Origin of the sequence: Sedimentitalea nanhaiensis DSM 24252 (assembly GCF_000473225.1) — a bacterium.
Lineage (GTDB): Bacteria > Pseudomonadota > Alphaproteobacteria > Rhodobacterales > Rhodobacteraceae > Sedimentitalea > Sedimentitalea nanhaiensis.
In genome coordinates, this window is record NZ_KI421509.1 from 109,233 (window position 1) to 129,699 (window position 20,467).

23 protein-coding genes are annotated in these 20,467 nt (G+C 60.7%); 17 read left to right on the forward strand and 6 right to left on the reverse strand.

Annotation, left to right across the window (positions count from 1 at the left end; translation table 11 throughout):
- Nucleotides 1-58 precede the first annotated feature (58 nt).
- Nucleotides 59-652, reverse strand: coding sequence for a TetR/AcrR family transcriptional regulator (locus tag NANH_RS0102080; protein ID WP_036049276.1), 594 nt, complete (start codon nt 650-652; stop codon nt 59-61).
- 98 nt (nt 653-750) lie between these two features.
- On the opposite strand from NANH_RS0102080, the gene NANH_RS0102085 reads away from it, so the two are divergent.
- Nucleotides 751-1,488 (forward strand): SDR family NAD(P)-dependent oxidoreductase, encoded by a 738-nt coding sequence (locus NANH_RS0102085; protein WP_027260553.1) that lies wholly within the window; start codon nt 751-753, stop codon nt 1,486-1,488.
- 100 nt (nt 1,489-1,588) lie between these two features.
- Nucleotides 1,589-2,329: a YebC/PmpR family DNA-binding transcriptional regulator gene (locus NANH_RS0102090; RefSeq protein WP_027260554.1), complete on the forward strand. Its 741-nt coding sequence runs from the start codon at nt 1,589-1,591 to the stop codon at nt 2,327-2,329.
- Nucleotides 2,330-2,434: 105 nt separating this feature from the next.
- On the opposite strand, the gene NANH_RS0102095 is transcribed toward NANH_RS0102090, so the two are convergent.
- On the reverse strand, nt 2,435-3,127 hold the full coding sequence (locus NANH_RS0102095; protein WP_027260555.1) for a nitroreductase family protein: 693 nt from the start codon (nt 3,125-3,127) through the stop codon (nt 2,435-2,437).
- A 41-nt stretch (nt 3,128-3,168) separates the two neighbouring features.
- Nucleotides 3,169-4,068, reverse strand: coding sequence for a LysR family transcriptional regulator ArgP (locus NANH_RS0102100; protein WP_027260556.1), 900 nt, complete (start codon nt 4,066-4,068; stop codon nt 3,169-3,171).
- An 89-nt stretch (nt 4,069-4,157) separates the two neighbouring features.
- Here NANH_RS0102100 and NANH_RS0102105 point away from each other — a divergent pair, with 89 nt between their 5' ends.
- The 7 genes from NANH_RS0102105 (at nt 4,158) to NANH_RS0102135 (ending at nt 10,675) form a co-directional block, all read left to right on the forward strand.
- On the forward strand, nt 4,158-4,757 hold the full coding sequence (locus NANH_RS0102105; RefSeq protein WP_027260557.1) for a LysE/ArgO family amino acid transporter: 600 nt from the start codon (nt 4,158-4,160) through the stop codon (nt 4,755-4,757).
- Between the two features lie 39 nt (nt 4,758-4,796).
- Nucleotides 4,797-5,702, forward strand: a complete 906-nt coding sequence (locus NANH_RS0102110) for a DMT family transporter (protein ID WP_074920521.1) — start codon at nt 4,797-4,799, stop codon at nt 5,700-5,702.
- 111 nt (nt 5,703-5,813) lie between these two features.
- Nucleotides 5,814-6,386, forward strand: a complete 573-nt coding sequence (betI, locus tag NANH_RS0102115) for a choline-binding transcriptional repressor BetI (RefSeq protein WP_027260559.1) — start codon at nt 5,814-5,816, stop codon at nt 6,384-6,386.
- Complete coding sequence (gene betC, locus NANH_RS0102120) at nt 6,383-7,891, forward strand: choline-sulfatase (RefSeq protein WP_027260560.1); 1,509 nt, start codon at nt 6,383-6,385, stop codon at nt 7,889-7,891. Before betI ends, betC begins: the two co-directional genes overlap by 4 nt.
- Nucleotides 7,892-7,973: 82 nt before the next feature.
- Nucleotides 7,974-9,629 (forward strand): choline dehydrogenase, encoded by a 1,656-nt coding sequence (gene betA, locus NANH_RS0102125; RefSeq protein ID WP_027260561.1) that lies wholly within the window; start codon nt 7,974-7,976, stop codon nt 9,627-9,629.
- A gap of 83 nt (nt 9,630-9,712) precedes the next feature.
- Nucleotides 9,713-10,339, forward strand: a complete 627-nt coding sequence (locus NANH_RS0102130) for a thermonuclease family protein (RefSeq protein ID WP_245601377.1) — start codon at nt 9,713-9,715, stop codon at nt 10,337-10,339.
- 99 nt (nt 10,340-10,438) lie between these two features.
- Complete coding sequence (locus NANH_RS0102135) at nt 10,439-10,675, forward strand: YdcH family protein (RefSeq protein WP_027260563.1); 237 nt, start codon at nt 10,439-10,441, stop codon at nt 10,673-10,675.
- Nucleotides 10,676-10,715: 40 nt separating this feature from the next.
- Here the strand turns inward: NANH_RS0102135 and NANH_RS0102140 are convergent, their stop codons facing one another.
- Nucleotides 10,716-12,116, reverse strand: a complete 1,401-nt coding sequence (locus tag NANH_RS0102140; protein ID WP_027260564.1) for a helix-turn-helix domain-containing protein — start codon at nt 12,114-12,116, stop codon at nt 10,716-10,718.
- A 63-nt stretch (nt 12,117-12,179) separates the two neighbouring features.
- Nucleotides 12,180-13,394 carry a multidrug effflux MFS transporter gene (locus NANH_RS0102145; RefSeq protein WP_027260565.1) on the reverse strand — a complete coding sequence of 405 codons (1,215 nt, stop codon included), beginning with the start codon at nt 13,392-13,394 and terminating at the stop codon, nt 12,180-12,182.
- A gap of 178 nt (nt 13,395-13,572) precedes the next feature.
- Between NANH_RS0102145 and NANH_RS0102150 the strand changes: the two genes are divergently transcribed.
- From NANH_RS0102150 to NANH_RS0102190, 8 genes are all read left to right on the forward strand, one after another.
- Nucleotides 13,573-15,105, forward strand: coding sequence for an acyl-CoA carboxylase subunit beta (locus NANH_RS0102150; protein ID WP_027260566.1), 1,533 nt, complete (start codon nt 13,573-13,575; stop codon nt 15,103-15,105).
- A 34-nt stretch (nt 15,106-15,139) separates the two neighbouring features.
- On the forward strand, nt 15,140-15,598 hold the full coding sequence (locus tag NANH_RS25170) for a DUF6497 family protein (protein ID WP_245601378.1): 459 nt from the start codon (nt 15,140-15,142) through the stop codon (nt 15,596-15,598).
- A gap of 214 nt (nt 15,599-15,812) precedes the next feature.
- Complete coding sequence (locus NANH_RS28865; RefSeq protein ID WP_169730245.1) at nt 15,813-15,953, forward strand: hypothetical protein; 141 nt, start codon at nt 15,813-15,815, stop codon at nt 15,951-15,953.
- A gap of 69 nt (nt 15,954-16,022) precedes the next feature.
- Nucleotides 16,023-16,379 (forward strand): hypothetical protein, encoded by a 357-nt coding sequence (locus tag NANH_RS0102165; RefSeq protein ID WP_027260568.1) that lies wholly within the window; start codon nt 16,023-16,025, stop codon nt 16,377-16,379.
- A 358-nt stretch (nt 16,380-16,737) separates the two neighbouring features.
- The gene (locus NANH_RS0102175) at nt 16,738-16,944 is read left to right on the forward strand and encodes a hypothetical protein (protein ID WP_027260569.1); all 207 of its coding nucleotides are present in this window, start codon (nt 16,738-16,740) and stop codon (nt 16,942-16,944) included.
- Between the two features lie 93 nt (nt 16,945-17,037).
- On the forward strand, nt 17,038-17,244 hold the full coding sequence (locus NANH_RS0102180) for a hypothetical protein (RefSeq protein WP_027260570.1): 207 nt from the start codon (nt 17,038-17,040) through the stop codon (nt 17,242-17,244).
- A 126-nt stretch (nt 17,245-17,370) separates the two neighbouring features.
- Complete coding sequence (locus tag NANH_RS0102185) at nt 17,371-19,371, forward strand: acetyl-CoA carboxylase biotin carboxylase subunit (protein WP_027260571.1); 2,001 nt, start codon at nt 17,371-17,373, stop codon at nt 19,369-19,371.
- A 103-nt stretch (nt 19,372-19,474) separates the two neighbouring features.
- Complete coding sequence (locus tag NANH_RS0102190) at nt 19,475-19,900, forward strand: hypothetical protein (RefSeq protein WP_139236271.1); 426 nt, start codon at nt 19,475-19,477, stop codon at nt 19,898-19,900.
- A gap of 4 nt (nt 19,901-19,904) precedes the next feature.
- On the opposite strand, the gene NANH_RS0102195 is transcribed toward NANH_RS0102190, so the two are convergent.
- On the reverse strand, nt 19,905-20,348 hold the full coding sequence (locus tag NANH_RS0102195) for a DUF4174 domain-containing protein (protein WP_027260573.1): 444 nt from the start codon (nt 20,346-20,348) through the stop codon (nt 19,905-19,907).
- Nucleotides 20,349-20,467 lie beyond the last annotated feature (119 nt).

Here is a 20,467-nt window from a genome sequence, read left to right on the forward strand (position 1 = left end):
GTTCGCCTGTTGTGATCAGTTGCCTGGCCGGGATGATAGGGGATGATACGGGGCCAATTCAGTTTGGCCTCAGATAGCCCGTGGCCGCCCGTGTGATCCGGGCCGCCACGTCGTCGAAATCGGTCTCGCCCGCCCAGACCGCCGCCCGCGCCATGCCGCTGGCAAGGGCGGCCAGATCGCGCGCCGCCCGCGCCGGTGCGTCCACGCCGAACAAGGTCAGGATTTCGACGACCAGAAGGTGAATGTCGGCTTTCAGCCGTTCGGTTTCGCCATCCATCCGCAGCGTGGCTTCGGCATGCTCCAGGGCTTCGGCGCGCGGTGCATCGCGCCGGTGGTGATCCAGCGTGGCATCGATCAGAATGCGCACGGTCGTGTTCAGATCGCAGCCCTGGGCCGCTTGGCGCCCGCGCTGCAAATCGGTCAGCATTTCGGCGCGCATGTCGCGGATCAATTCGGCCAGGATGGCCTGTTTGGACGGGAAATACTGGTACAGCGTACCGACCGAGACCCCGGCGGTTTCCGCAATCAGGTTGGTGTTCAGAGCCTCGATGCCACGGGTCACCAGAATCCGAGCAGCCGCCTCTTTGATCGCCGCACAGGTGGCCTGAGACCGGGCCTGAACCGGTTGTTTCCGCAGAGAAATCTGGACCATGGCCAATACCTCGGGAAGACGAGTGGAAAAGTCGAGCAATTGTTCGGATTATTGGGGTCATCAAGACTGATTGCAAGCGGGGAAAAAGGAGCGGCAACATGAACATGAGGGGACGCACCGTGCTGGTGACAGGGGCTTCGCGCGGGATCGGTGCCGAACTCGCCCGGTTGCTGATTGATCGCGGCGTGGATGTACTGGGGGTTGCGCGGACCGCATTTCAGGTTCCGGGGGTTACGCCGTTGCTGCTGGATTTTGAGCAGACCGGCGCGGCGCGCAGGCTTGCGGAGCGGATTGCGCGGGATCATCCGGCATGTTGCGGGCTGATCGCGAACGCGGCGATCATGGAGCATGTCGACCTGACGCAGGGCGATCATGACACGCGGATCGCGCGCGAAGTGTCCATCAACCTGACCGCGCCGATGCAATTGGCCGTAGCCATGGTGCCGCAACTGGCTGCGAATGGACCCGGCTTTGTCAATGTCGTCACCTCCGGTCTGGCCATCGCGTCCCGCGCCGAGGCGGCGATATATTGCGCGACCAAGGCCGGGTTGCGCAGCTTTGTGCGGACGCTGCGATATCAGTGTCAGGATGCCGGTCTGCCGGTGCATGTCAGCGAAACGGTGATGACGCTGGTGGCGACCTCGCTGTCGCGGGATATGCCCGATCGGTATCCGCCCGAACGGGCGGCTGAGGATCTGTTAAAGGGGATCGAAGCGGGCCGGGACGAGATCTGGATCGAGCGCACCCGCTTGCTGCGTCTGCTCAACCGGCTGTCTCCGGCGCTGGCCCACCGGTTGCTGCGTGGGCCAAACGTGCGGCAAATCGGCGGTGCCTGAGTGGCGGCCATTGCAGGGTTGTCCTCTTTACAGGGATTGAACCCGGCCAGCGCTTTCACCTATAGAGCATGAAATCGGGTCTATCTTCAGGAGGCTATTCATGGCCGGCCATTCCAAATGGGCAAATATCCAGCACCGCAAGGGGCGGCAGGATGCCGCGCGGTCCAAGCTGTTTTCCAAACTCAGCAAGGAAATCACCGTGGCGGCCAAGATGGGCGACCCGGATCCGGACAAGAACCCGCGCCTGCGCCTGGCGGTAAAAGAGGCCAAATCCAGTTCGGTCCCCAAGGACGTGATCGACCGCGCGATCAAGAAATCCCAGGTCGGAGATGGGGACGAATACGAGGAAATCCGCTATGAGGGCTATGGCCCCAATGGCGTCGCGGTGATCGTCGAGGCGATGACAGACAACCGCAATCGTACCGCGTCCAGCGTGCGTTCGACGTTTTCCAAGAACGGCGGGAACCTGGGTGAAACCGGCAGTGTCGGGTTCATGTTCGACCGCAAGGGCGAGGTGACCTATCCGGTCAGCGTCGGCGATGCGGACACGGTTATGATGGCGGCGATCGAGGCCGGGGCCGAGGATGTGGAAAGCACCGAGGACGGGCATATCATCTGGTGCGCGGACACGGATTTGAACGATGTCGCCAGCGCGCTTGAGGCAGAGCTGGGCGACTCGGACTCGACCAAGCTGGTCTGGCGACCGACCACCACCACCGAGATGGATCTGGAGGGGATGGAAAAGCTGATGAAGCTGATCGATGCCCTGGAAGACGATGACGACGTGCAGCGCGTCACCACCAACTTTGAAGCCTCAGACGAGGTGATGGACCAGCTTTGACGCGGGCGTCAATTGTACTGCGGGAAAATTGATCGGATAACTGGAACTGTCCAGGGCACCGAGTGTGCATTGCCGTTAGCCGTCTACAATTGAACGCAACACGCTTCAGTCGAACACGCTCAGGATCTCGGCCAGCGGTTTCTTTTGCTTGGCTACCGATGGAATTGTCGCGTCTTTGGCGGGGTGTCCCACGGCGATGATCATGGTCGGCTTTTCCGAGGCGGGGCGACCAAGCGCCTCGTTCAGAAATTTCATCGGGTTGGGTGTGTGGGTCAACGTGCACAGGCCCGCGTGATGCAGCGCCGCCAGCAGGAAACCGGTGGCGATATTGACGCTTTCGGGCACATAGTAGTTCTTGAACCGGGTGCCGTCCTGAAACGTGCCCCAGCGTTGGGCGAAGACCACGATCAGCCAGGGGGCCACGGTCAGGTGGGGTTTGTCGGCGTTGGTCCCGATCGGTTCCAGCGCCTTGATCCACTCATCGCCCGCACCACCGTCATAGAACCGGCGTTCTTCTTCTTCGGCAGCGGCGCGCACCCGTTGTTTGAGCGCCGGATCGGCGATGGCGACAAAATGCCAGGGTTGATGATTGGCGCCCGATGGGGCCGTGCCAGCGGTGCGGATGCAGCTTTCGATCACGTCGCGTGGCACCGGGCGGTCGGAATAGTCCCGCACGGTGTGCCGACGGCGCATCCTGTCGTAGAATTCCCGAGCCTGCGCGCGCATTTGCGTATCGTCCATTTCGGTCCGGTCGGGCAGGGGGATGGCAAAGTAACTCAGGGCTTCCTTGGCGAACATCTTGGTCTCCGGTTGAGTGCACGTCAGTATTGCCGCGCAGGTCAGACGCGGCAAGGTCCGTTTGCGATCAACCCCGCTTGTGCGGCGTCGCGGATCGCGCGGGTGACCGGAGCAAGGGCCGTTCCCATGATGCGGTTGACCTGCCAGGTCAGACGTATGTCCAACGGCGCGTCGGCGCATAATGGTATCAGCAGGGTGTCCCGGATCAGGGTGTCGACCAGAACCTGCGGGTTCATGCCCCATCCCAGACCGGCGCGCGCGGCATCGACAAAGGCCTGGGTCGACGGCAGGTAATGCGCCGGGGGCGACAGGCGCGCCCCCACCGTTTGCGTGATCCAACGCCGTTGCAACATGTCCTTTGGGTTGAAGGTCAGGCAGGGGGCCCGAGCCAGCGTTTCGGCAGTGACCCCGTGCCGAAACCAGCGCGTCATAAAGGCCGGGCTAGCGGTGGCGACATAGCGCAGAGCGCCCAGTGGCAGGGCGTCGCAACCGGTGACCGGCTTGTCCTGTGCGGTCACGGCGGCGCTGACCTCGCCGCGCCTGAGCCAGTCGGCACTGTGATCCTGATCGTCAATCACCAGGTCGAACAGAATATCGGGCACCGCAGCCATCGCGGCCACGAACCAGGTCGCCAGGCTGTCGGCATTGACAGCGATGCGCAGATGAACCTTTCCGGGTTGGCGCTGCAAAGACAATTCGCGGCTGACTTGGGATTCCAGCAGGGCCACATCCTCGGCATGTTTGGACAGGCGCAGACCTGCGGATGTTCCGGTGCAGGGCGGGCCGCGCCGGATCAGAACCGTGCCAACACGATCCTCCAATGCCTTGATGCGCTGCGAGATCGCCGAAGGGGTCACGGCCAACGCGCCCGCCGCCGCCTCAAAACTGCCACAGCGCAACACTGCCGCCAGCGCCGCCAGGTGATGAGGATCGAACTGCATTAGCATCTCTTATCTGCGATGATGATGATTAACTGGATTACGCCGTCTCATGGCCTTAGTCAAACGAGGGTCATACAGGGGTTGCCGCAATGTCATCCGCTTTTCTTCCCGGCTTTTTCCTCGGTTTCAGCCTTATCCTGGCCATCGGGGCGCAAAATGCATTTGTTCTGCGCCAGGGATTGCGCAGGCAACACGTGTTCTGGACCTGTCTGACCTGTGCCCTGTCAGATGCGGTGCTGATTGCCGTCGGGGTGGCCGGGTTTGGTCATCTGGCAATGCTTGCGCCCTGGTTAGATCTGGCGATGCGCCTTGGCGGGGCTGCGTTCTTGATCTGCTATGGCGGGCTTGCCCTGCGCAACGCCTGGCGCGGTGGCGCGGCGCTGCATGCCGGGGGCGGCGATGGCAGCACATTGCTGGCGACACTGTTGTCGGTACTGACTTTTACCTGGCTCAACCCGCATGTCTATCTGGACACGGTGGTTCTGATCGGGTCGATTTCGGCGCAATATTCGGATCGGCTGGCATTTGGCCTTGGGGCGGTATGTGCCAGTTTCACATTTTTCTTTGGCTTGGGGTATGGCGCGCGCCTGCTGGCACCGTTTTTCGGTCGTCCGCGGGCGTGGCAGGTGCTGGATGGGCTGATCGGACTGACCATGTGGGCAATTGCCGCGAAACTGCTTGTTATGTGAAGGGTTGAATCCGCATCGGATTGGGTGTTGAACCCCTGTATGAGTATCGCCCCGACATCCCGGCCTCTGGTGGGAATCATGTGGATGCTGGTGACTGGCCTGTGCTTTGTTGCCGTTACCGCGATCGTCAAGTTCCTGGGGCCGCGCATACCGCCCGCGGAACAGGCTTTTCTGCGCTATTTGCTGGGGCTGGTGTTCCTGTTGCCGATGCTGCCGTCGATGTTGAATACCCGGCTGAATGGCCGTCTGATGGCGTTGTTTGCGATACGTGGCATTTTTCATGCAATGGGCGTGATGATGTGGTTCTACGCGATGACCCGAATTCCCCTGGCCGAGGTAACGGCGATCAACTATCTGGCCCCGGTTTATGTCACTCTGGGAGCGGCCATGTTTCTGGGTGAGAGACTGGCCATGCGGCGCATAGCGGCCGTGGTCGCGGCGCTGATCGGGGCTGCGGTCATTCTGCGACCCGGGTTTCGCGAGGTACAGCCTGGCCATCTGGCAATGCTGCTGGCGGCGGTGGTGTTTGGCGGAAGCTACCTTTTGGCCAAGTTTACAGTTGACCGGGTCAATGCGGCAGTTGTTGTGGGGATGCTGTCGATCTGGGTCACCATCGCGCTGGCCCCCTTTGCCTATGCGGTGTGGGTCACGCCGACCCTGACCGAGTTGGGAATCCTGTTCGGCGTGGCCTGTTTTGCCACAGCGGGCCATTATACGATGACGCTGGCCTTTGCCGCCGCGCCGGTGGCTGTGACGCAGCCGGTGACCTTCCTGCAACTGGTCTGGGCGACTGCGCTGGGCGCGTTGGTGTTCAGCGAACCGGTGGACATCTGGGTTGTGCTGGGGGGCGGGCTGATCCTGGGTGCGGTCAGTTTCATCACCTGGCGTGAATATATGCTCAAACACCAGCCGATCACGCCGCCAACTCCCGCAACCAAGGTCTGAACCCGCCGATTTTACGGGCGGGTTCACGGACGGGAGTGGATCGTTTTTGTTGATTGACGAGTCAATAAACAGATTCTAACCTCGCTCCGAACCCACGGCGGAGTACGGCGCATGCCCAAGATCGGAATGGAACCCTTACGGCGCGATGCGTTGGTCAAGGCCACAATCGCGGAAATAGGCGCGGCCGGATCACTGGATGTGACCGTAAGCCAGATCGCACGGCGGGCAGGTATGTCCAGCGCTCTGGCGCATCACTACTTTGGTGGAAAAGAGGATATCTTTGTCGCCGCCATGCGCCGCATTCTGACGGATTTCGGAGCCGAAGTGCGCAGCGAACTGGCCCGCGCGCCTGCAAGTGAGCGCGCGGCGGCGATCATTCGCACCTGTTTCGCGCGGTCCTGTTTCACGCCACAGACGATCAGCGCCTGGATGACGTTTTATGTCATGGCCCAGACCAACGATCAGGCGCTGCGGCTGTGGCACATCTATCAGAACCGGATCAGGTCCAACCTGTGCCACGCTTTGCGGCCTTATTCGGCGGATCCGGTGGCAGCGGCCAACACGTTGGCGGCTCTTATCGACGGCTTGTACATCCGCTCGGCGCTGAATGATCCCGACGCGCCGCAGATTGCCACGGCACATGCCCTTTCTGTGTTGGATATGTTGAAAGCCCCTCGCCAATGACCCAACCCAATATCCTGATCCTGATGGTCGACCAGCTGAACGGAACCCTGTTTCCCGATGGCCCCGCCGACTGGCTGCATGCGCCGAACCTGAAACGTCTGGCGGCCCGTTCGACCCGGTTTGCCAATGCCTATACTGCCAGCCCGCTTTGTGCGCCGGGGCGCGCCAGCTTCATGTCGGGGCAACTGCCCGGCCGCACCGGCGTTTACGACAACGCCGCCGAATTCCGCAGCGATATTCCAACCTATGCCCATCATCTGCGCCGCGCCGGGTATCATACCTGTCTGTCGGGTAAGATGCATTTTGTCGGCCCGGACCAGCTGCACGGGTTTGAGACCCGCCTGACCACGGACATCTATCCCGCCGATTTCGGGTGGACGCCGGATTATCGCAAGCCCGGAGAGCGCATCGACTGGTGGTATCACAACCTGGGCAGCGTCACCGGGGCGGGGGTGGCCGAGATTTCCAACCAGATGGAATACGACGACGAGGTTGCCTTTCACGCCACCGCCAAGCTGTACGATCTGGCGCGGGGCCACGACGATCGTCCCTGGTGCATGACGGTGAGTTTCACCCATCCCCACGACCCATATGTCGCGCGGCGCAAATACTGGGATCTCTACGAGGATTGCGATCACTTGGCACCGACGGTCCCGGCGATAGATTACAACGATCAGGACAAGCATTCAAAGCGCCTGTTTGACGCCAATGACTGGCGCAGCTTTGACATCGCCGCCGAGGATATTGCCCGCTCGCGCCGGGCCTATTTCGCCAATATCTCATATCTGGACGACAAGATCGGTGAAATCTTGCAGGTGGTCGAGGACACCGGGCAAGAGGCGATCGTGGTCTTTGTCTCGGATCACGGCGACATGCTGGGCGAACGCGGCCTGTGGTTCAAGATGTCCTTTTTTGACGGATCGTCTCGTGTGCCGCTGATGATATCCGCCCCCGATCTGCCCGTCGGACGCATCGAAACGGCGGTCTCGACGCTGGATGTGACCCCGACGCTGGCGGCGCTGGCCGGTGTCGATATGGCCGAAATTGCGCCGTGGACCGACGGACAGGACCTGACCCCTTTGGCCAATGGCACCGAGCGCACCGAACCGGTGGCCATGGAATATGCCGCCGAGGGTTCGGATGCGCCGCTGGTCTCGCTGCGGTACGGGAAATGGAAATACAACCGCTGTGCGCTGGACCCTGATCAACTGTTCGACCTCGAGGCGGATCCGCACGAGTTGACCAACCTGGCCATGGACCCGGTGCATCAGGACACCCTGCACACTCTGCGTGCCCAATCCGAAGCCCGCTGGGATCTGGAGCGTTTTGATGCCGACGTCCGCGCCAGTCAGGCTCGGCGCTGGGTGGTCTACGAAGCGTTGCGTCAGGGTGGGTATTACCCCTGGGATTATCAGCCGCTGCAGAAAGCATCGGAACGCTATATGCGCAACCACATGGACCTGAATGTTCTGGAGGAAAACCAGAGATTCCCGAGGGGCGGATGATGAATCTTCCCATTTCCAGAATTAGCGCAACCGAAGACATGAAAGCGGCTTGCAACGGCGTCTTTGGTAAGGAGTTCCCATAATGGAGGCCGATTTTGTCATCGTTGGCGCAGGCAGCGCCGGTTGCGCGATGGCGTACCGCCTGTCGCAGGCCGGCGCTTCGGTCATCGTGATCGAGCACGGCGGCACCGATGCGGGGCCGTTCATCCAGATGCCCGCCGCGCTGAGCTATCCGATGAACATGGCGCGTTATGACTGGGGCTATCGATCCGAACCCGAACCGCATCTGAACAATCGCCAGCTGGCCTGCCCGCGCGGCAAGGTGATTGGCGGCTCGTCCAGCATCAACGGTATGGTCTATGTGCGCGGTCATGCGATGGATTTCGACCATTGGGCCGAACAAGGCGCGAATGGCTGGGGCTATGCCGACGTGCTGCCCTATTTCAAACGGATGGAAAGCTGGCATGACAGCGGTCATGGCGGTGATCCGGATTGGCGTGGCCGCGACGGGCCGCTGCATGTCACGCGGGGACCACGCCACAACCCGTTGTTCGATGCGTTTGTGCAGGCCGGGAACCAAGCCGGGTACGAGACCACAGACGATTACAACGGGCAAAAGCAGGAAGGCTTTGGCCCGATGGACCAGACAGTTTGGCGCGGACGGCGCTGGTCGGCGGCCAATGCCTATCTGCGACCGGCGTTGAAGCGTGACACCTGCACCCTGATCCGCGGTCTGGCCTGCCGGGTGGTGATCAAAGAGGGGCGGGCCATCGGGGTCGAAGTTCAGCGCAAGGGCAGCTGCGAGGTCATCCGCGCCCGCCGCGAGGTGGTGCTGGCGGCGTCGTCGATCAACTCGCCCAAGCTGCTGATGCTGTCGGGCATCGGCCCGGCGCGGCATCTGGCCGAACATCGCATCGACGTTGTGGCCGACCGGCCCGGTGTCGGGGGCAACCTTCAGGATCATCTGGAACTTTACATCCAGATGGCAGCCAGCCAGCCGGTCACCCTGTACAAACACTGGAACCTGGTCAGCAAGGCGATGATCGGGGCGCAGTGGTTGCTTGCAAAATCTGGACTGGGCGCGTCCAACCAGTTCGAAAGCGCCGCGTTTATTCGCAGCCGCCCCGGAGTGCCCTATCCGGACATCCAGTATCACTTTCTGCCCATCGCCGTGCGTTATGATGGCAAGGTCGCTGCCGAGGGGCACGGGTTTCAGGCGCACGTCGGGCCGATGCGCGCCAAAAGCCGGGGCAGAGTTTCCCTGCGGGACGCCGATCCAGCCGCTTCACCGGTGATCCGCTTCAACTATATGTCCGAAGCGTCGGACTGGGCGGATTTTCGCACCTGCATCCGTCTGACCCGCGAGATCTTTGATCAACCCGCCTTTGCACCCTATGTGAACCACGAGATCCAGCCGGGTACGGATGTGCAAACCGATGACGAACTGGACGCGTTCATCGCTGAACATGCCGAAAGTGCCTATCATCCTTGTGGCACCTGCCGGATGGGCCGGGTCGATGATCCGGATGCGGTCGTCGACCCGGAAGGCCGGGTGATCGGGGTGGATGGGCTGCGCGTGGCCGACAGCAGCATCTTTCCGCGTATCACCAATGGAAACCTGAATGCACCGTCGATCATGGTCGGGGAAAAGGTCGCGGATCATCTGTTGGGACGCAGCCTGCCTGCTGCCAATGACGAACCGTGGATCCACCCGAACTGGCAGATCGCGCAGCGTTAAGCATTTTTAACGGGAGCTATTGATGGCCGTGCCAGCGCGGGCCATACAGGCACATGTTAAGACTTTGTGCTGCCTTCGTTCTCATGCTTCTGCCATCCGTCCTGTTTGCCGATCCCGCGGGAGCGGTGCGGATCATCGATGCGGATACATGGGATGTCGGGGGCGAGCGGGTGCGCCTGTTCGGGATCGACGCGCCCGAGGCGGCACAGACCTGCCAGCGTAATGACGGCACCGCATGGGCCTGCGGGCGTTGGGCTACCGCCGAGGTGGATCGGCGCTATGGAGGCCGTCAGGCGCTTTGCGAGAGGCTCGATCGGGACCGGTACGGCCGGAGTGTTACGCGCTGCCATATCGACGGGGTGGATGTTGCGCGTCAGTTGGTTCGGGACGGTCTGTCATTTGCCTATCGCAAATATTCGATGGACTACGATCTGGACGAAAAGGGGGCCGCACAGAGCGGGCGCGGTCTGCATGGGACGGTGGTTCAGGCACCCGCGGCCTATCGTGCGGCACAACGTTCGCGCACGGCGGCCACATCGGTTTCAGGCTGTACGATCAAGGGCAACATCTCGTCCAGGGGGGTGCGGATCTATCATGTTTCGGGTCAGCACCACTATCGGCGTACCAAAATCGACACAACCAAGGGCGAGCGTTGGTTTTGCAGTGCGGCCGAGGCCCGCGCAGCTGGATGGCGCGCCGCCCGGCGGTGAAAATTTGCAAGTTGTGCCGGTGGTTTGATCCGCGTCAATGTACGGCATTGGAAACGTGTCATACCCTGACGCCGAACAAGAGATAAAAGGAGCGAACAGATGTCTCACACCCCACATGAGCTGGCCGAGGAATTCCCCGACAGCGTCGAACGGATGCATGAGTTGAAGCAGTCCGATGCACATTTTGCCAAGCTGTTTGACGAGTATCACGAGATTAATCGCGCCGTGCATCGCGCGGAGACCAACGTCGAGCCGGTCGAAGAACTGGCCGAGGTCGAGATGCGCAAGAAACGCGGCCTGCTCAAGGATCAGATCTGGGGCATCCTGTCAGCATGATGACCTCGCGTTCCGGCACGCCCCAAAGTGTGCCGGAACGTCAGCTGACCTGATAGGGCAGCACCCCCCGTTCATTTTCATCGATGGTCAGTTGCCGCTCGAGCGGTGGCACGGATCTCTGGTGACAGGTTTTGCGCTCGCAAATCCGGCAGGAGATGCCGATCGGTTCAAACGTCCCTGCATTGCTGACGTCCAGCGTATCGGCATAGACCAGCGAACCGGCATGGCGCACCTCGCAGCCCAGAGAGATGGCGTAGCGGCGCACCGGTGCCCCGTATGAGCCACCCGGTTTGGACACATCGCGCGCCAGGCTGATATAGCGTACCCCGTCCGGAGTTTCCGCCAGTTGCCGCAGAAATCGGCCTGGCGTCTCGAACGCCTGATGTACATTCCATAACGGGCACGCACCGCCAAAGCGGGCGAATTGCAGGCGCGTCGCGCTGTGGCGCTTGGTGATTGTACCGGCCTGATCGACCCGGACGAAAAAGAACGGGATTCCCTTGGCGCCGGGCCGTTGCATCGTGGACAACCGGTGCGCGACTTGCTCGATCGAAGCCCCGAATTGCAGGCTGAGGCGCTCCAGATCGTGACGGCACTCCTGAGCCGTCGCCAGAAATGCCCCGTAAGGCATCAGCGCGGCCCCGGCGAAATAGTTGGCCAGACCGATCTTGGCGATGGCGCGGGCGGCGTCGGAATGAAACCGGGCAAGATCCAGCGTTGCCTCGAGCAACTTGTCCTGCGTCAGCAAGGCCAGTTGCAGCAACAACTGGAATACCTGGGTCTGCGGTGTGGCGCGCGTGGATAGTCGCAGGATCTTACGTTCGGCATCGAACTGGCGCAGCGGACTCATGTCGGTAAGGGCCACGACAACGCCACGTTCTGTCAGCTGTGCCAATGCGGTGGCGCGGATGTCCTGCGCCGTGCTGGCCCGACTGGCGCAATTCTCGGCGGCACGGTCAACCGCGTCGATGTAGTTGTCGCAGTAGTGAAAAAAATCGCGCACCTCATCCCAGGGGCTGTTCTGGTTTCGGGCATCCTCGCGCCCCAGGGCCTCGTCCAGCGAGGCCAACCTTTCATGGGTCTGCCGATAACTGCGATGCAGTTCGATAAAGGCGCGTGCCAGCGCCGGGGCGTTGGATGCGGTCAGGCGAAGGTCTGCCACAGGCGGCATGGTGTCGGCAAAGACCGGGTCCGCCAGCGCTTCGCGCATGTCGCTGACCAGCCGTTCGCTGTCGCCAGTGCTCAACTCGGTCACGTCCATGCCGAATTCCTGCGCCAGCGCCAGTACCACGGTGGTGCTGACGGGGCGGTTGTTGTTCTCCATCTGGTTCAAATAGGGCAGGGACACACCCAGCTTTGCGGCAAAGTCCTTTTGCGTCAGAGCCAGCCGCGTGCGCATTTCGCGCAGCTTGGCGCCGGCATATAGTTTCTGTGTGGCCATGGTGCGCCTTTGCAAATCCAATTTCAGACTACGCTAGGTTTGCAAACCGGTCTGCGCAAGCACCTAGAGGCCCAGCTGACGTTGGCGCACGATGACCATCAGGATCGCGACCATGCTCAGGGCCGAGGTGATCAGCATCATCCACAACAGCGGATAGGCTCCGGTTTCCGGCGTCAACAGGGCACCCGCCAGCGCGCTCAGCGCTGCACCGCCAGCAAGCATGATCGACCCGCCCAGACCGGACGCGGTGCCCGCGAGATGCGGGCGCACCGACAGCATCCCGGCGGTGGCATTGGGCATGGCCAGTCCATTGCCCAGCCCGACAAAGACCATAAAGCCGAAAAAGCTCAGTGGCGAGTCGGCTCCGGCCATCATGGCCAGCAGCGAAAGGACCAGGCCCAGGCAGCACGAGGCACAGCCCCAGAGGATCATCTTGTTGATGCCAAAGCGGACTGCGAACCGGCCCGTCAGGAAATTGCCGATGAAGTAACCAACTGCCGGAGAGCCGAAATATAAGCCCAATTCGCCTGGATTCAGACCGAATACCTCGGTGCCGACAAACGGCGCGCCGCCCAAATAGGCAAAAAACGCGCCCGAGGACAGGGCAGCGGCCATCGAATAGCCCCAGAACCGGGGGCTGGTCAGCAGTTCGGGATATTCGCCGAACTGCTGGCGCAGGGTCAAACCGCTCTTGCCCCCGGTTTCGCCCAGATCGGCCCAAACCAGCAGCAAAAGCAGCAAGCCCAGAATGATCAGCAACCAGAAATTGGCCTCCCAGCCGAAAAGCTCGTCCAGCACCCCACCAATGGCGGGGCCGATCATCGGCACAACAGCCATGCCCATGGTGACATAGCCGATCATGCTGGCAGCCTTGTCCTGCGGGTACATGTCGCGCACCACCGCCCGGCTGAGCACCATGCAGACCGCGATGATTGCCTGGCTCATGCGAAACAGCAGGAAAATCTCGACCGTGGGTGCGATCAAACAGCCTGCGGTCGCCAACAGGAAAAGGGCAATACCCCACAGGGTCACGGGGCGGCGACCCAGCTTGTCTGCGATTGGCCCGATGAACAACTGGAGCACAGCACTGGCGCCCAGGTACAGGGCGACCGACAACTGCATCAACCGATAGTCAGTTTCAAAATGCTCGGTCATGTGGGGCAGGCTGGGCAGGAAGATATTCATCGCCAGCGCCGACAGCCCAGACATCATGATCAAGGTTGCAATATGCGGCGGGGGGCGCCCGTTCACGAAGCGTATGTTGGTCGAGTCGGTCATGATGTGCTTTCGCTTTTGTCCCACCTTGATCTTCCGGTCCATAGGTTCAAGTGTTAATTATCTAATTTGCGTTTTGCATTTTATCGCTGGTGTAAAATTTGCAAATATTCCAAATTCCTCTTTGGTGCAGGTGGCACACAATGTAGGGTCCGGCAAAATCTCCAGGGAGACATGTACCATGAAAGACATTCTTTCCGAATTGGAAAGCCGTAGGGCGGATGCCCGACTGGGTGGCGGGCAGAAGCGCATCGATGCGCAGCACGCCCGGGGCAAGCTGACAGCGCGTGAACGGATCGACCTGCTGATGGACGAAGGCAGCTTTGAGGAATTTGACACGTTTGTCGCCCATCGCTGCACCGATTTCGGGATGGAGAAACAGCGCTCCTATGGCGACGGTGTCGTCACGGGCTGGGGGACGATAAACGGGCGCATGGTCTATGTGTTCAGTCAGGATTTTACGGTCTTTGGCGGATCGTTGTCTGAAACCCACGCCCAGAAGATCTGCAAGATCATGGACATGGCGATGCAGAACGGTGCGCCGGTGATCGGCATCAACGACTCGGGGGGCGCGCGGATCCAAGAGGGTGTTGCATCGCTTGCCGGCTACGCCGAGGTCTTTCAGCGCAACATCATGGCATCTGGCGTTGTTCCGCAGATCAGCTTGATCATGGGGCCCTGTGCGGGAGGCGCGGTCTATAGCCCGGCAATGACCGACTTTATCTTTATGGTGAAAGACAGCTCCTACATGTTCGTGACCGGCCCCGATGTGGTCAAGACGGTCACAAACGAGGTTGTCACGGCGGAGGAATTGGGGGGCGCTTCAACCCATACCAAGAAATCTTCAGTGGCCGATGGCGCCTTTGAGAATGACGTCGAGGCTCTTGCCGAGGTGCGCCGCCTGGTCGATTTCCTGCCGCTGAACAACCGTGACAAGGCACCGGTGCGCCCGTTCTTCGACGAACCGGGGAGGGTCGAGGCGTCGCTGGACACATTGATTCCTGAAAACGCCAATACGCCCTACGATATGAAGGAACTGATCGTCAAGGTCGCGGACGAAGGTGATTTTTATGAGATTCAGGAAGGTTTCGCCAGAAACATCATCACCGGGTTCATCCGTCTGGAAGGTCAGACAGTTGGCGTGGTGGCGAATCAGCCGATGGTGCTGGCGGGCTGTCTGGATATCGACAGCTCCCGAAAGGCGGCGCGGTTCGTGCGATTCTGCGATGCGTTTGAAATTCCGATCCTGACCTTTGTCGATGTGCCAGGCTTTCTGCCGGGAACCGGCCAGGAATATGGGGGCGTGATCAAGCACGGTGCCAAGCTGCTGTTTGCCTATGGCGAGGCGACAGTGCCGAAAGTGACCGTGATCACGCGCAAGGCCTATGGTGGAGCCTATGACGTTATGGCGTCCAAGCACCTGCGCGGCGACTTTAACTATGCATGGCCGACGGCAGAGATTGCAGTGATGGGGGCCAAAGGCGCGACCGAGATCATTCACCGTGCCGACCTGGGGGATGCGGACAAGATCGCGGCCCACACCAAGGATTACGAGGACCGGTTTGCCAACCCATTTGTCGCTGCCGAACGCGGATTTATCGACGAGGTGATCATGCCGCGCAGCACGCGGACGCGGGTCAGCCGGGCCTTCGCCAGCCTGCGCAACAAGTCGTTGAAGAATCCATGGAAAAAGCACGACAACATTCCGCTGTAGCAACGCGCAATTGATTTATCGGAGCGTGATCGCCATGACCCGGCTCGGGATCGGTCAGCAAGCGGCCCGCACCCCTGAGGGGGGTGCGAGATCGCCACAATGGCGATTGTGCGTGGCATTGGGTGTGGCGCTGAACGCGGGCGCCGCAGGGGCGGGGCAGGGTATCGACGTGCCTTCGGGGCAGCAGATCGAGTTGAACGAGGTTCTGATCGATGAACGCTCCGGGGAAACCTGGGTCCGTTTCCGGTTTGTTGCGCCACAGATTGCACGGGGCACCGGAACGGTGGAATACGCACAAGCGGCCAGCGATATGGATCACCTCTGCCGCGCTTTGGTGTTGCCCTATCTGGCCGATTACGGACTATCGGCGAATCGGGTGGTCATTTCGCTTTCGGACCGGGATGTGCCCTTTGGTACGCCCGATTCGGAGGCGACACAGTTTTTCGAGGCCTACCGTCCCGAAAGCGCAACCTGCATCTGGGAGGAGTTCTGATGCGACTACAATATGTTGCGATGCCCTGCCGCTCGGCGATGGCGAGTGCTGCGCGACGGCCACAACCCGCCATCGCCCCGTCTAAAGGATGTTGTGGGCGCGGGTTTTCGGCTATGGTTCCACAAGGTCGCAGCCAAGCGGCTTGCCCCCCCAACGAGGGGCTGCAGGGCGATCATCGTCCCGCGCAACATAGTGGAGCAGTCAGGAGACTCGGATGTCAAAGTGCATCTCGCGATTGGCAATGGGGGGCATACTGGTCGTCCTTGCCGCCTGTGAAATGTCGACACAGGAAGAATTTGTCATCGCCGAACCAGAACCGATTTCCGTGGCCCGCAGCTACACCGGAAAGTTCTGACACTTCATTCGCAGGACCGGCCCGGATCCCGGTTCTGTCGACGCCCCATGCCGCGAATGGGGGGCAACCATGCTGAAACATCGTGGATTTCCCGGTCGCCTGCCGGGTACGGATTATCAGTTCACCATTCGCCGTCCGAATCCCAAGGGGGTCACGCCGCTGACCCGTCGAGAACGCTATGCGGATCGCAAACCGGCGGACCGGCGTGCGGATGCCGGCTTTATGTCGGCCCTTTGGGAGCAGTTTGGCGATAAACCGTTTGAACGCGGCAATCTGGATGCCGGACGCTTGAGCTGGCTGTTCGAGCGCGAGATCGTTCCGGCAGAAGATCCATTCGATTCAGCAAGTTACGAGGCGCTTCTGGTAATCGATGTCGCGGTGGCCCAGTCCAGCTTTCCCGAGATATTCGCCCGGTGGTCGGCGTGATCTTGCAGGAAAAGGTTAATAATCGGCAAAAAAACGCCCAAAGTGACGTCGGGTCAAACGCGCACTTGGCGAGCTCTGGGAATTATGACACCGTCATGGTTGTAGGTGGCGCAACTTTCCCTTCCATTCCATTCCATCCCGCGCCGTTTGCAGACTACCTATTCCATACCCCTTCCCTGAGTGGGCAGGTTGTTGCCGTTGGCAATGGCCTGCCCATTTCTTTCGGTACTTCTGATGGTATCGGGGCTCGGCACAGTTTGGCCGATATGGACCAGGACCGCAAATTTGTGTTGCGGGCGACTTTGTTCACGCGGCATTTGGCGGCACAAGCCACCAAAACACCAGAAGGAGGGGCGAAATGCGAGCAGCATCAATTTGGATTTCATTGGCCGTATACGCGGGCCTTGCGGCCTGCGGTGACAGCACGGGCGAACAGGCATTATACGGCGCGGGGGTGGGTTTCCTCGGTGCGGCGGCGCTGGACGGGAACGTCTATGGCGGCGCGGCGGCCGGGGCTGCGGCCAATATCCTGTATTGCGACCTCAATCCGGGCAAGTGCAACTGACCCAGACCACCGCTGTCTGACGATCGGGCGGAACAAAATCCACATAGCGGACGTTTCATCTCTGATAACCGAACCATTGAAAGGATATCAAAGATGCAACGTTTTTGCAAAACGACGGCGGTTCTGGCTTTGCTCGGCGGATTGGCGGGCTGTGGCGACACGGTGGGCGAACAGGCACTGCTGGGGGCAGGCGCGGGCGCAGGTACTGCCGCAGTCCTCAACGGCAGTGTACTGGGCGGCGCCGCATTGGGTGCCGGGGCAAACGTTCTCTATTGTCAGGAAAATCCCGGCAAATGCTGAATGCGCCAATGACCGGCTGATCCCGACTCCGGCAACCCGTACCATTCCGAACCCAAGAGCCGCGCGCAGGATACATCCCGTGCGCGGCTTTTGGCGTTCTTCCCTCCTAAATTTCAAGGATATCCCATGTTCAAAAAAATCCTGATCGCCAATCGCGGCGAAATCGCCTGCCGTGTCATCAAGACTGCCCGGAAAATGGGTATCACAACGGTTGCGATCTATTCGGACGCTGACAGGCAGGCGCTGCATGTGCAGATGGCGGACGAGGCGATCCGCATTGGCCCGCCACAGGCGAACCAGTCCTATATCGTGATCGACAAGGTGATGGAGGCCGTTCGCCAGTCGGGTGCACAAGCGGTGCATCCGGGCTATGGGTTTCTGTCCGAGAACAGCAAGTTCGCGCAGGCTCTGGAAGCTCAGGGCGTCGCTTTTGTCGGCCCCCCGGTGGGTGCGATCGAGGCGATGGGCGACAAGATAACCAGCAAGAAGATCGCCCAAGAGGCCGGCGTTTCCACCGTGCCCGGCTACATGGGGCTGATCGAAGATGCCGATGACGCAGTTAAGATCAGCAACCAGATCGGCTATCCGGTGATGATCAAGGCCAGTGCCGGGGGCGGTGGCAAGGGCATGCGCATCGCCTGGAACGACGACGAGGCGCGCGAGGGCTTTCAAAGTTCCAAGAACGAGGCCGCGAGCAGCTTTGGCGACGACCGGATATTTATCGAGAAATTCGTCACCCAGCCGCGCCATATCGAAATTCAGGTGCTGTGCGACAGCCACGGCAACGGTGTCTATCTGGGCGAGCGGGAATGCAGCATCCAGCGCCGCAACCAGAAGGTTGTCGAAGAGGCTCCCAGCCCGTTCCTGGACGAGGCCACCCGCCGTGCGATGGGCGAGCAGGCGGTGGCGCTGGCGCAGGCGGTGGGATATACCAGCGCTGGCACAGTAGAATTCATTGTCGATGGCGATAAGAACTTCTATTTCCTTGAAATGAACACCCGCCTGCAGGTGGAACACCCGGTGACCGAACTGATCACCGGTGTCGATCTTGTCGAACAGATGATCCGGGTGGCGAACGGCGAAAAGCTGCCGTTTAGCCAGAATGACATCAAGCTGAACGGTTGGGCGATCGAGAATCGGCTTTATGCCGAAGATCCCTATCGCGGCTTTCTGCCGTCTATCGGTCGCCTCAGCCGGTATCGCCCGCCCGCCGAGGTTGCCGATGACAGCCATGTGGTGCGCAATGATACCGGCGTCTATGAGGGCGGCGAGATCAGCATGTATTACGACCCGATGATCGCCAAACTTTGCACCTGGGCACCGACACGGGCCGAGGCGATCGAGCGTATGCGTGTGGCGCTGGACAGTTTCGAGGTCGAAGGCATCGGCCACAATCTGCCGTTCCTGGCTGCCGTGATGGATCATCCGATCTTTATCGCCGGGGACATGACCACTGCGTTTATCGAGGAACAATATCCCGAAGGGTTCATCGGTGTTGATTTGCCGGAACCCGATCTGCGCCGCATCGCTGCCGCTTGCGCTGCGATGCATCGCGTGGCCGAGATCCGCCGCACCCGTGTGTCAGGGCGGATGGACAATCATGAACGCAAGGTTGGCACCGATTGGGTGGTGAACGTGCAAAGCCAACGGTATGAAACGGAGATCGCCGCCGACCCCAAGGGGTCGACCGTGCGGTTTGCGGATGGCGGCGAGATGCGGGTGACCAGCGACTGGACCCCGGGGGATCAACTGGCCAACCTGCACGTTGATGGAGTGCCTCTGGTGCTGAAGGTGGGCAAGATCAGCGGCGGGTTCCGTATCCGCAGTCGGGGTGCTGATCTGCGCGTGCATGTGCGCACACCGCGTCAGGCGGAACTGGCTGCGCTGATGCCGGAAAAACTGCCGCCGGATACCTCGAAATTGCTTTTGTGTCCGATGCCCGGTCTGATTGTCAGGGTCCATGCCGAAGTCGGTGATGAGGTCCAGGAGGGGCAGGCTCTGTGTACCATCGAGGCGATGAAAATGGAGAACATCCTGCGGGCCGAGAAAATGGGCGTGGTGTCCAGAATCAACGCCGCAGCAGGCGACAGCCTGGCGGTCGATGATGTGATCATGGAATTCGAGTGATCCGGTGATCCGTCCTCGGTCATATTGCAGAATTGCGGGTAGCTTTCTCGGGTCGCTGTGCGTGGTCGGCCTGTCCGGCTGTGCGCAGGATCGCGAGAGCGCCGTGCGCGCAGAATTAGGGCAATGGCTGGCTCTGGGCGACACCTCGTATTTTGACTCATCGCTGGAATGCACTGCGGGTGTTTTTGCGCTGGAAGGGATCGAGATCCGCGACACCATTCCGGTGGTTCGCACCATCAAGAAGGGCATGCGGCTGTTGGGCGAGGGCACGGCGGTGGCCTTTGATGTGCCCGATGTCAGCCCGACCTCGGTCTCCGAGGCGATCATGAGCGCGAATCTGCCCGGGGGCTTGGGCATTCTTTCTTCCGGGGTGGCCGCCAAGAACTGTATGACCGATGAGGTTCAACACAGCTATCTCGCGGCGCTGACGGCGGCGGATACGGTGCTGTTCTTTGATCCCTCGGGTAACGCGTTGGCGGTGCTGGACCGGACGCACAAGCGGGCGTTCTTCGCCCGGGGCAGCGTCTGATGGTTCAGAACCCGCGCTTTTGGTTGACCTCGCGTTCCCGTTCCGGCGTCTTGTCGATTGAACGGGTGATTTCGCGCACGGTCCAGGGCAGCGGTTTGCGCAGCTTGACCTCGCCATCCTTGCCCACCAACACCAGCATAAAACCTCGTGGCCTCAGTTTCTTGCGCAGAGGCGAGGCTGCCGCCGGATCGGTGTCGGTCAGAACCACGACGTCGCGATCGATCAGCATGTCGATGCCGTCCTGCAGACGCTCGACCTGTTCGGCAAAACGCGGATCCGCCGGGGAATCCGCGAACACCACGACAGGGCGGTTAATCCAAAGGAATTCGCGCAAATCGCTATCGCCCGCAGGCCGGATCAGGCCACTGGTGGTGTTGTCAACGGTTTGCTGTGCATGGATGCCGGGGGTGATTAATGCGGCAAAAACAATGGCCAAGATGCGTTTCATTCTGTCTCCTGTTGCACTGAATATAGGGGCGGATGCGGTGAATGCGACCGTTGATTTCGCACCCGCGCGCAACAAGACCGAGGTTTATCGCGAAGTATATGCAAATGACGCCATATGAG

Excerpts from the sequence above, each read along its gene's own strand:
- NANH_RS0102080 (WP_036049276.1), bottom strand. The coding sequence starts at position 652 with ATGGTCCAGATTTCTCTGCGGAAACAACCGGTTCAGGCCCGGTCTCAG.
- NANH_RS0102085 (WP_027260553.1), top strand. The coding sequence starts at position 751 with ATGAACATGAGGGGACGCACCGTGCTGGTGACAGGGGCTTCGCGCGGG.
- NANH_RS0102090 (WP_027260554.1), top strand. The coding sequence starts at position 1,589 with ATGGCCGGCCATTCCAAATGGGCAAATATCCAGCACCGCAAGGGGCGG.
- NANH_RS0102095 (WP_027260555.1), bottom strand. The coding sequence starts at position 3,127 with ATGTTCGCCAAGGAAGCCCTGAGTTACTTTGCCATCCCCCTGCCCGAC.
- NANH_RS0102100 (WP_027260556.1), bottom strand. The coding sequence starts at position 4,068 with ATGCAGTTCGATCCTCATCACCTGGCGGCGCTGGCGGCAGTGTTGCGC.
- NANH_RS0102105 (WP_027260557.1), top strand. The coding sequence starts at position 4,158 with ATGTCATCCGCTTTTCTTCCCGGCTTTTTCCTCGGTTTCAGCCTTATC.
- NANH_RS0102110 (WP_074920521.1), top strand. The coding sequence starts at position 4,797 with ATGAGTATCGCCCCGACATCCCGGCCTCTGGTGGGAATCATGTGGATG.
- betI (WP_027260559.1), top strand. The coding sequence starts at position 5,814 with ATGCCCAAGATCGGAATGGAACCCTTACGGCGCGATGCGTTGGTCAAG.
- betC (WP_027260560.1), top strand. The coding sequence starts at position 6,383 with ATGACCCAACCCAATATCCTGATCCTGATGGTCGACCAGCTGAACGGA.
- betA (WP_027260561.1), top strand. The coding sequence starts at position 7,974 with ATGGAGGCCGATTTTGTCATCGTTGGCGCAGGCAGCGCCGGTTGCGCG.
- NANH_RS0102130 (WP_245601377.1), top strand. The coding sequence starts at position 9,713 with ATGCTTCTGCCATCCGTCCTGTTTGCCGATCCCGCGGGAGCGGTGCGG.
- NANH_RS0102135 (WP_027260563.1), top strand. The coding sequence starts at position 10,439 with ATGTCTCACACCCCACATGAGCTGGCCGAGGAATTCCCCGACAGCGTC.
- NANH_RS0102140 (WP_027260564.1), bottom strand. The coding sequence starts at position 12,116 with ATGGCCACACAGAAACTATATGCCGGCGCCAAGCTGCGCGAAATGCGC.
- NANH_RS0102145 (WP_027260565.1), bottom strand. The coding sequence starts at position 13,394 with ATGACCGACTCGACCAACATACGCTTCGTGAACGGGCGCCCCCCGCCG.
- NANH_RS0102150 (WP_027260566.1), top strand. The coding sequence starts at position 13,573 with ATGAAAGACATTCTTTCCGAATTGGAAAGCCGTAGGGCGGATGCCCGA.
- NANH_RS25170 (WP_245601378.1), top strand. The coding sequence starts at position 15,140 with ATGACCCGGCTCGGGATCGGTCAGCAAGCGGCCCGCACCCCTGAGGGG.
- NANH_RS28865 (WP_169730245.1), top strand. The coding sequence starts at position 15,813 with ATGTCAAAGTGCATCTCGCGATTGGCAATGGGGGGCATACTGGTCGTC.
- NANH_RS0102165 (WP_027260568.1), top strand. The coding sequence starts at position 16,023 with ATGCTGAAACATCGTGGATTTCCCGGTCGCCTGCCGGGTACGGATTAT.
- NANH_RS0102175 (WP_027260569.1), top strand. The coding sequence starts at position 16,738 with ATGCGAGCAGCATCAATTTGGATTTCATTGGCCGTATACGCGGGCCTT.
- NANH_RS0102180 (WP_027260570.1), top strand. The coding sequence starts at position 17,038 with ATGCAACGTTTTTGCAAAACGACGGCGGTTCTGGCTTTGCTCGGCGGA.
- NANH_RS0102185 (WP_027260571.1), top strand. The coding sequence starts at position 17,371 with ATGTTCAAAAAAATCCTGATCGCCAATCGCGGCGAAATCGCCTGCCGT.
- NANH_RS0102195 (WP_027260573.1), bottom strand. The coding sequence starts at position 20,348 with ATGAAACGCATCTTGGCCATTGTTTTTGCCGCATTAATCACCCCCGGC.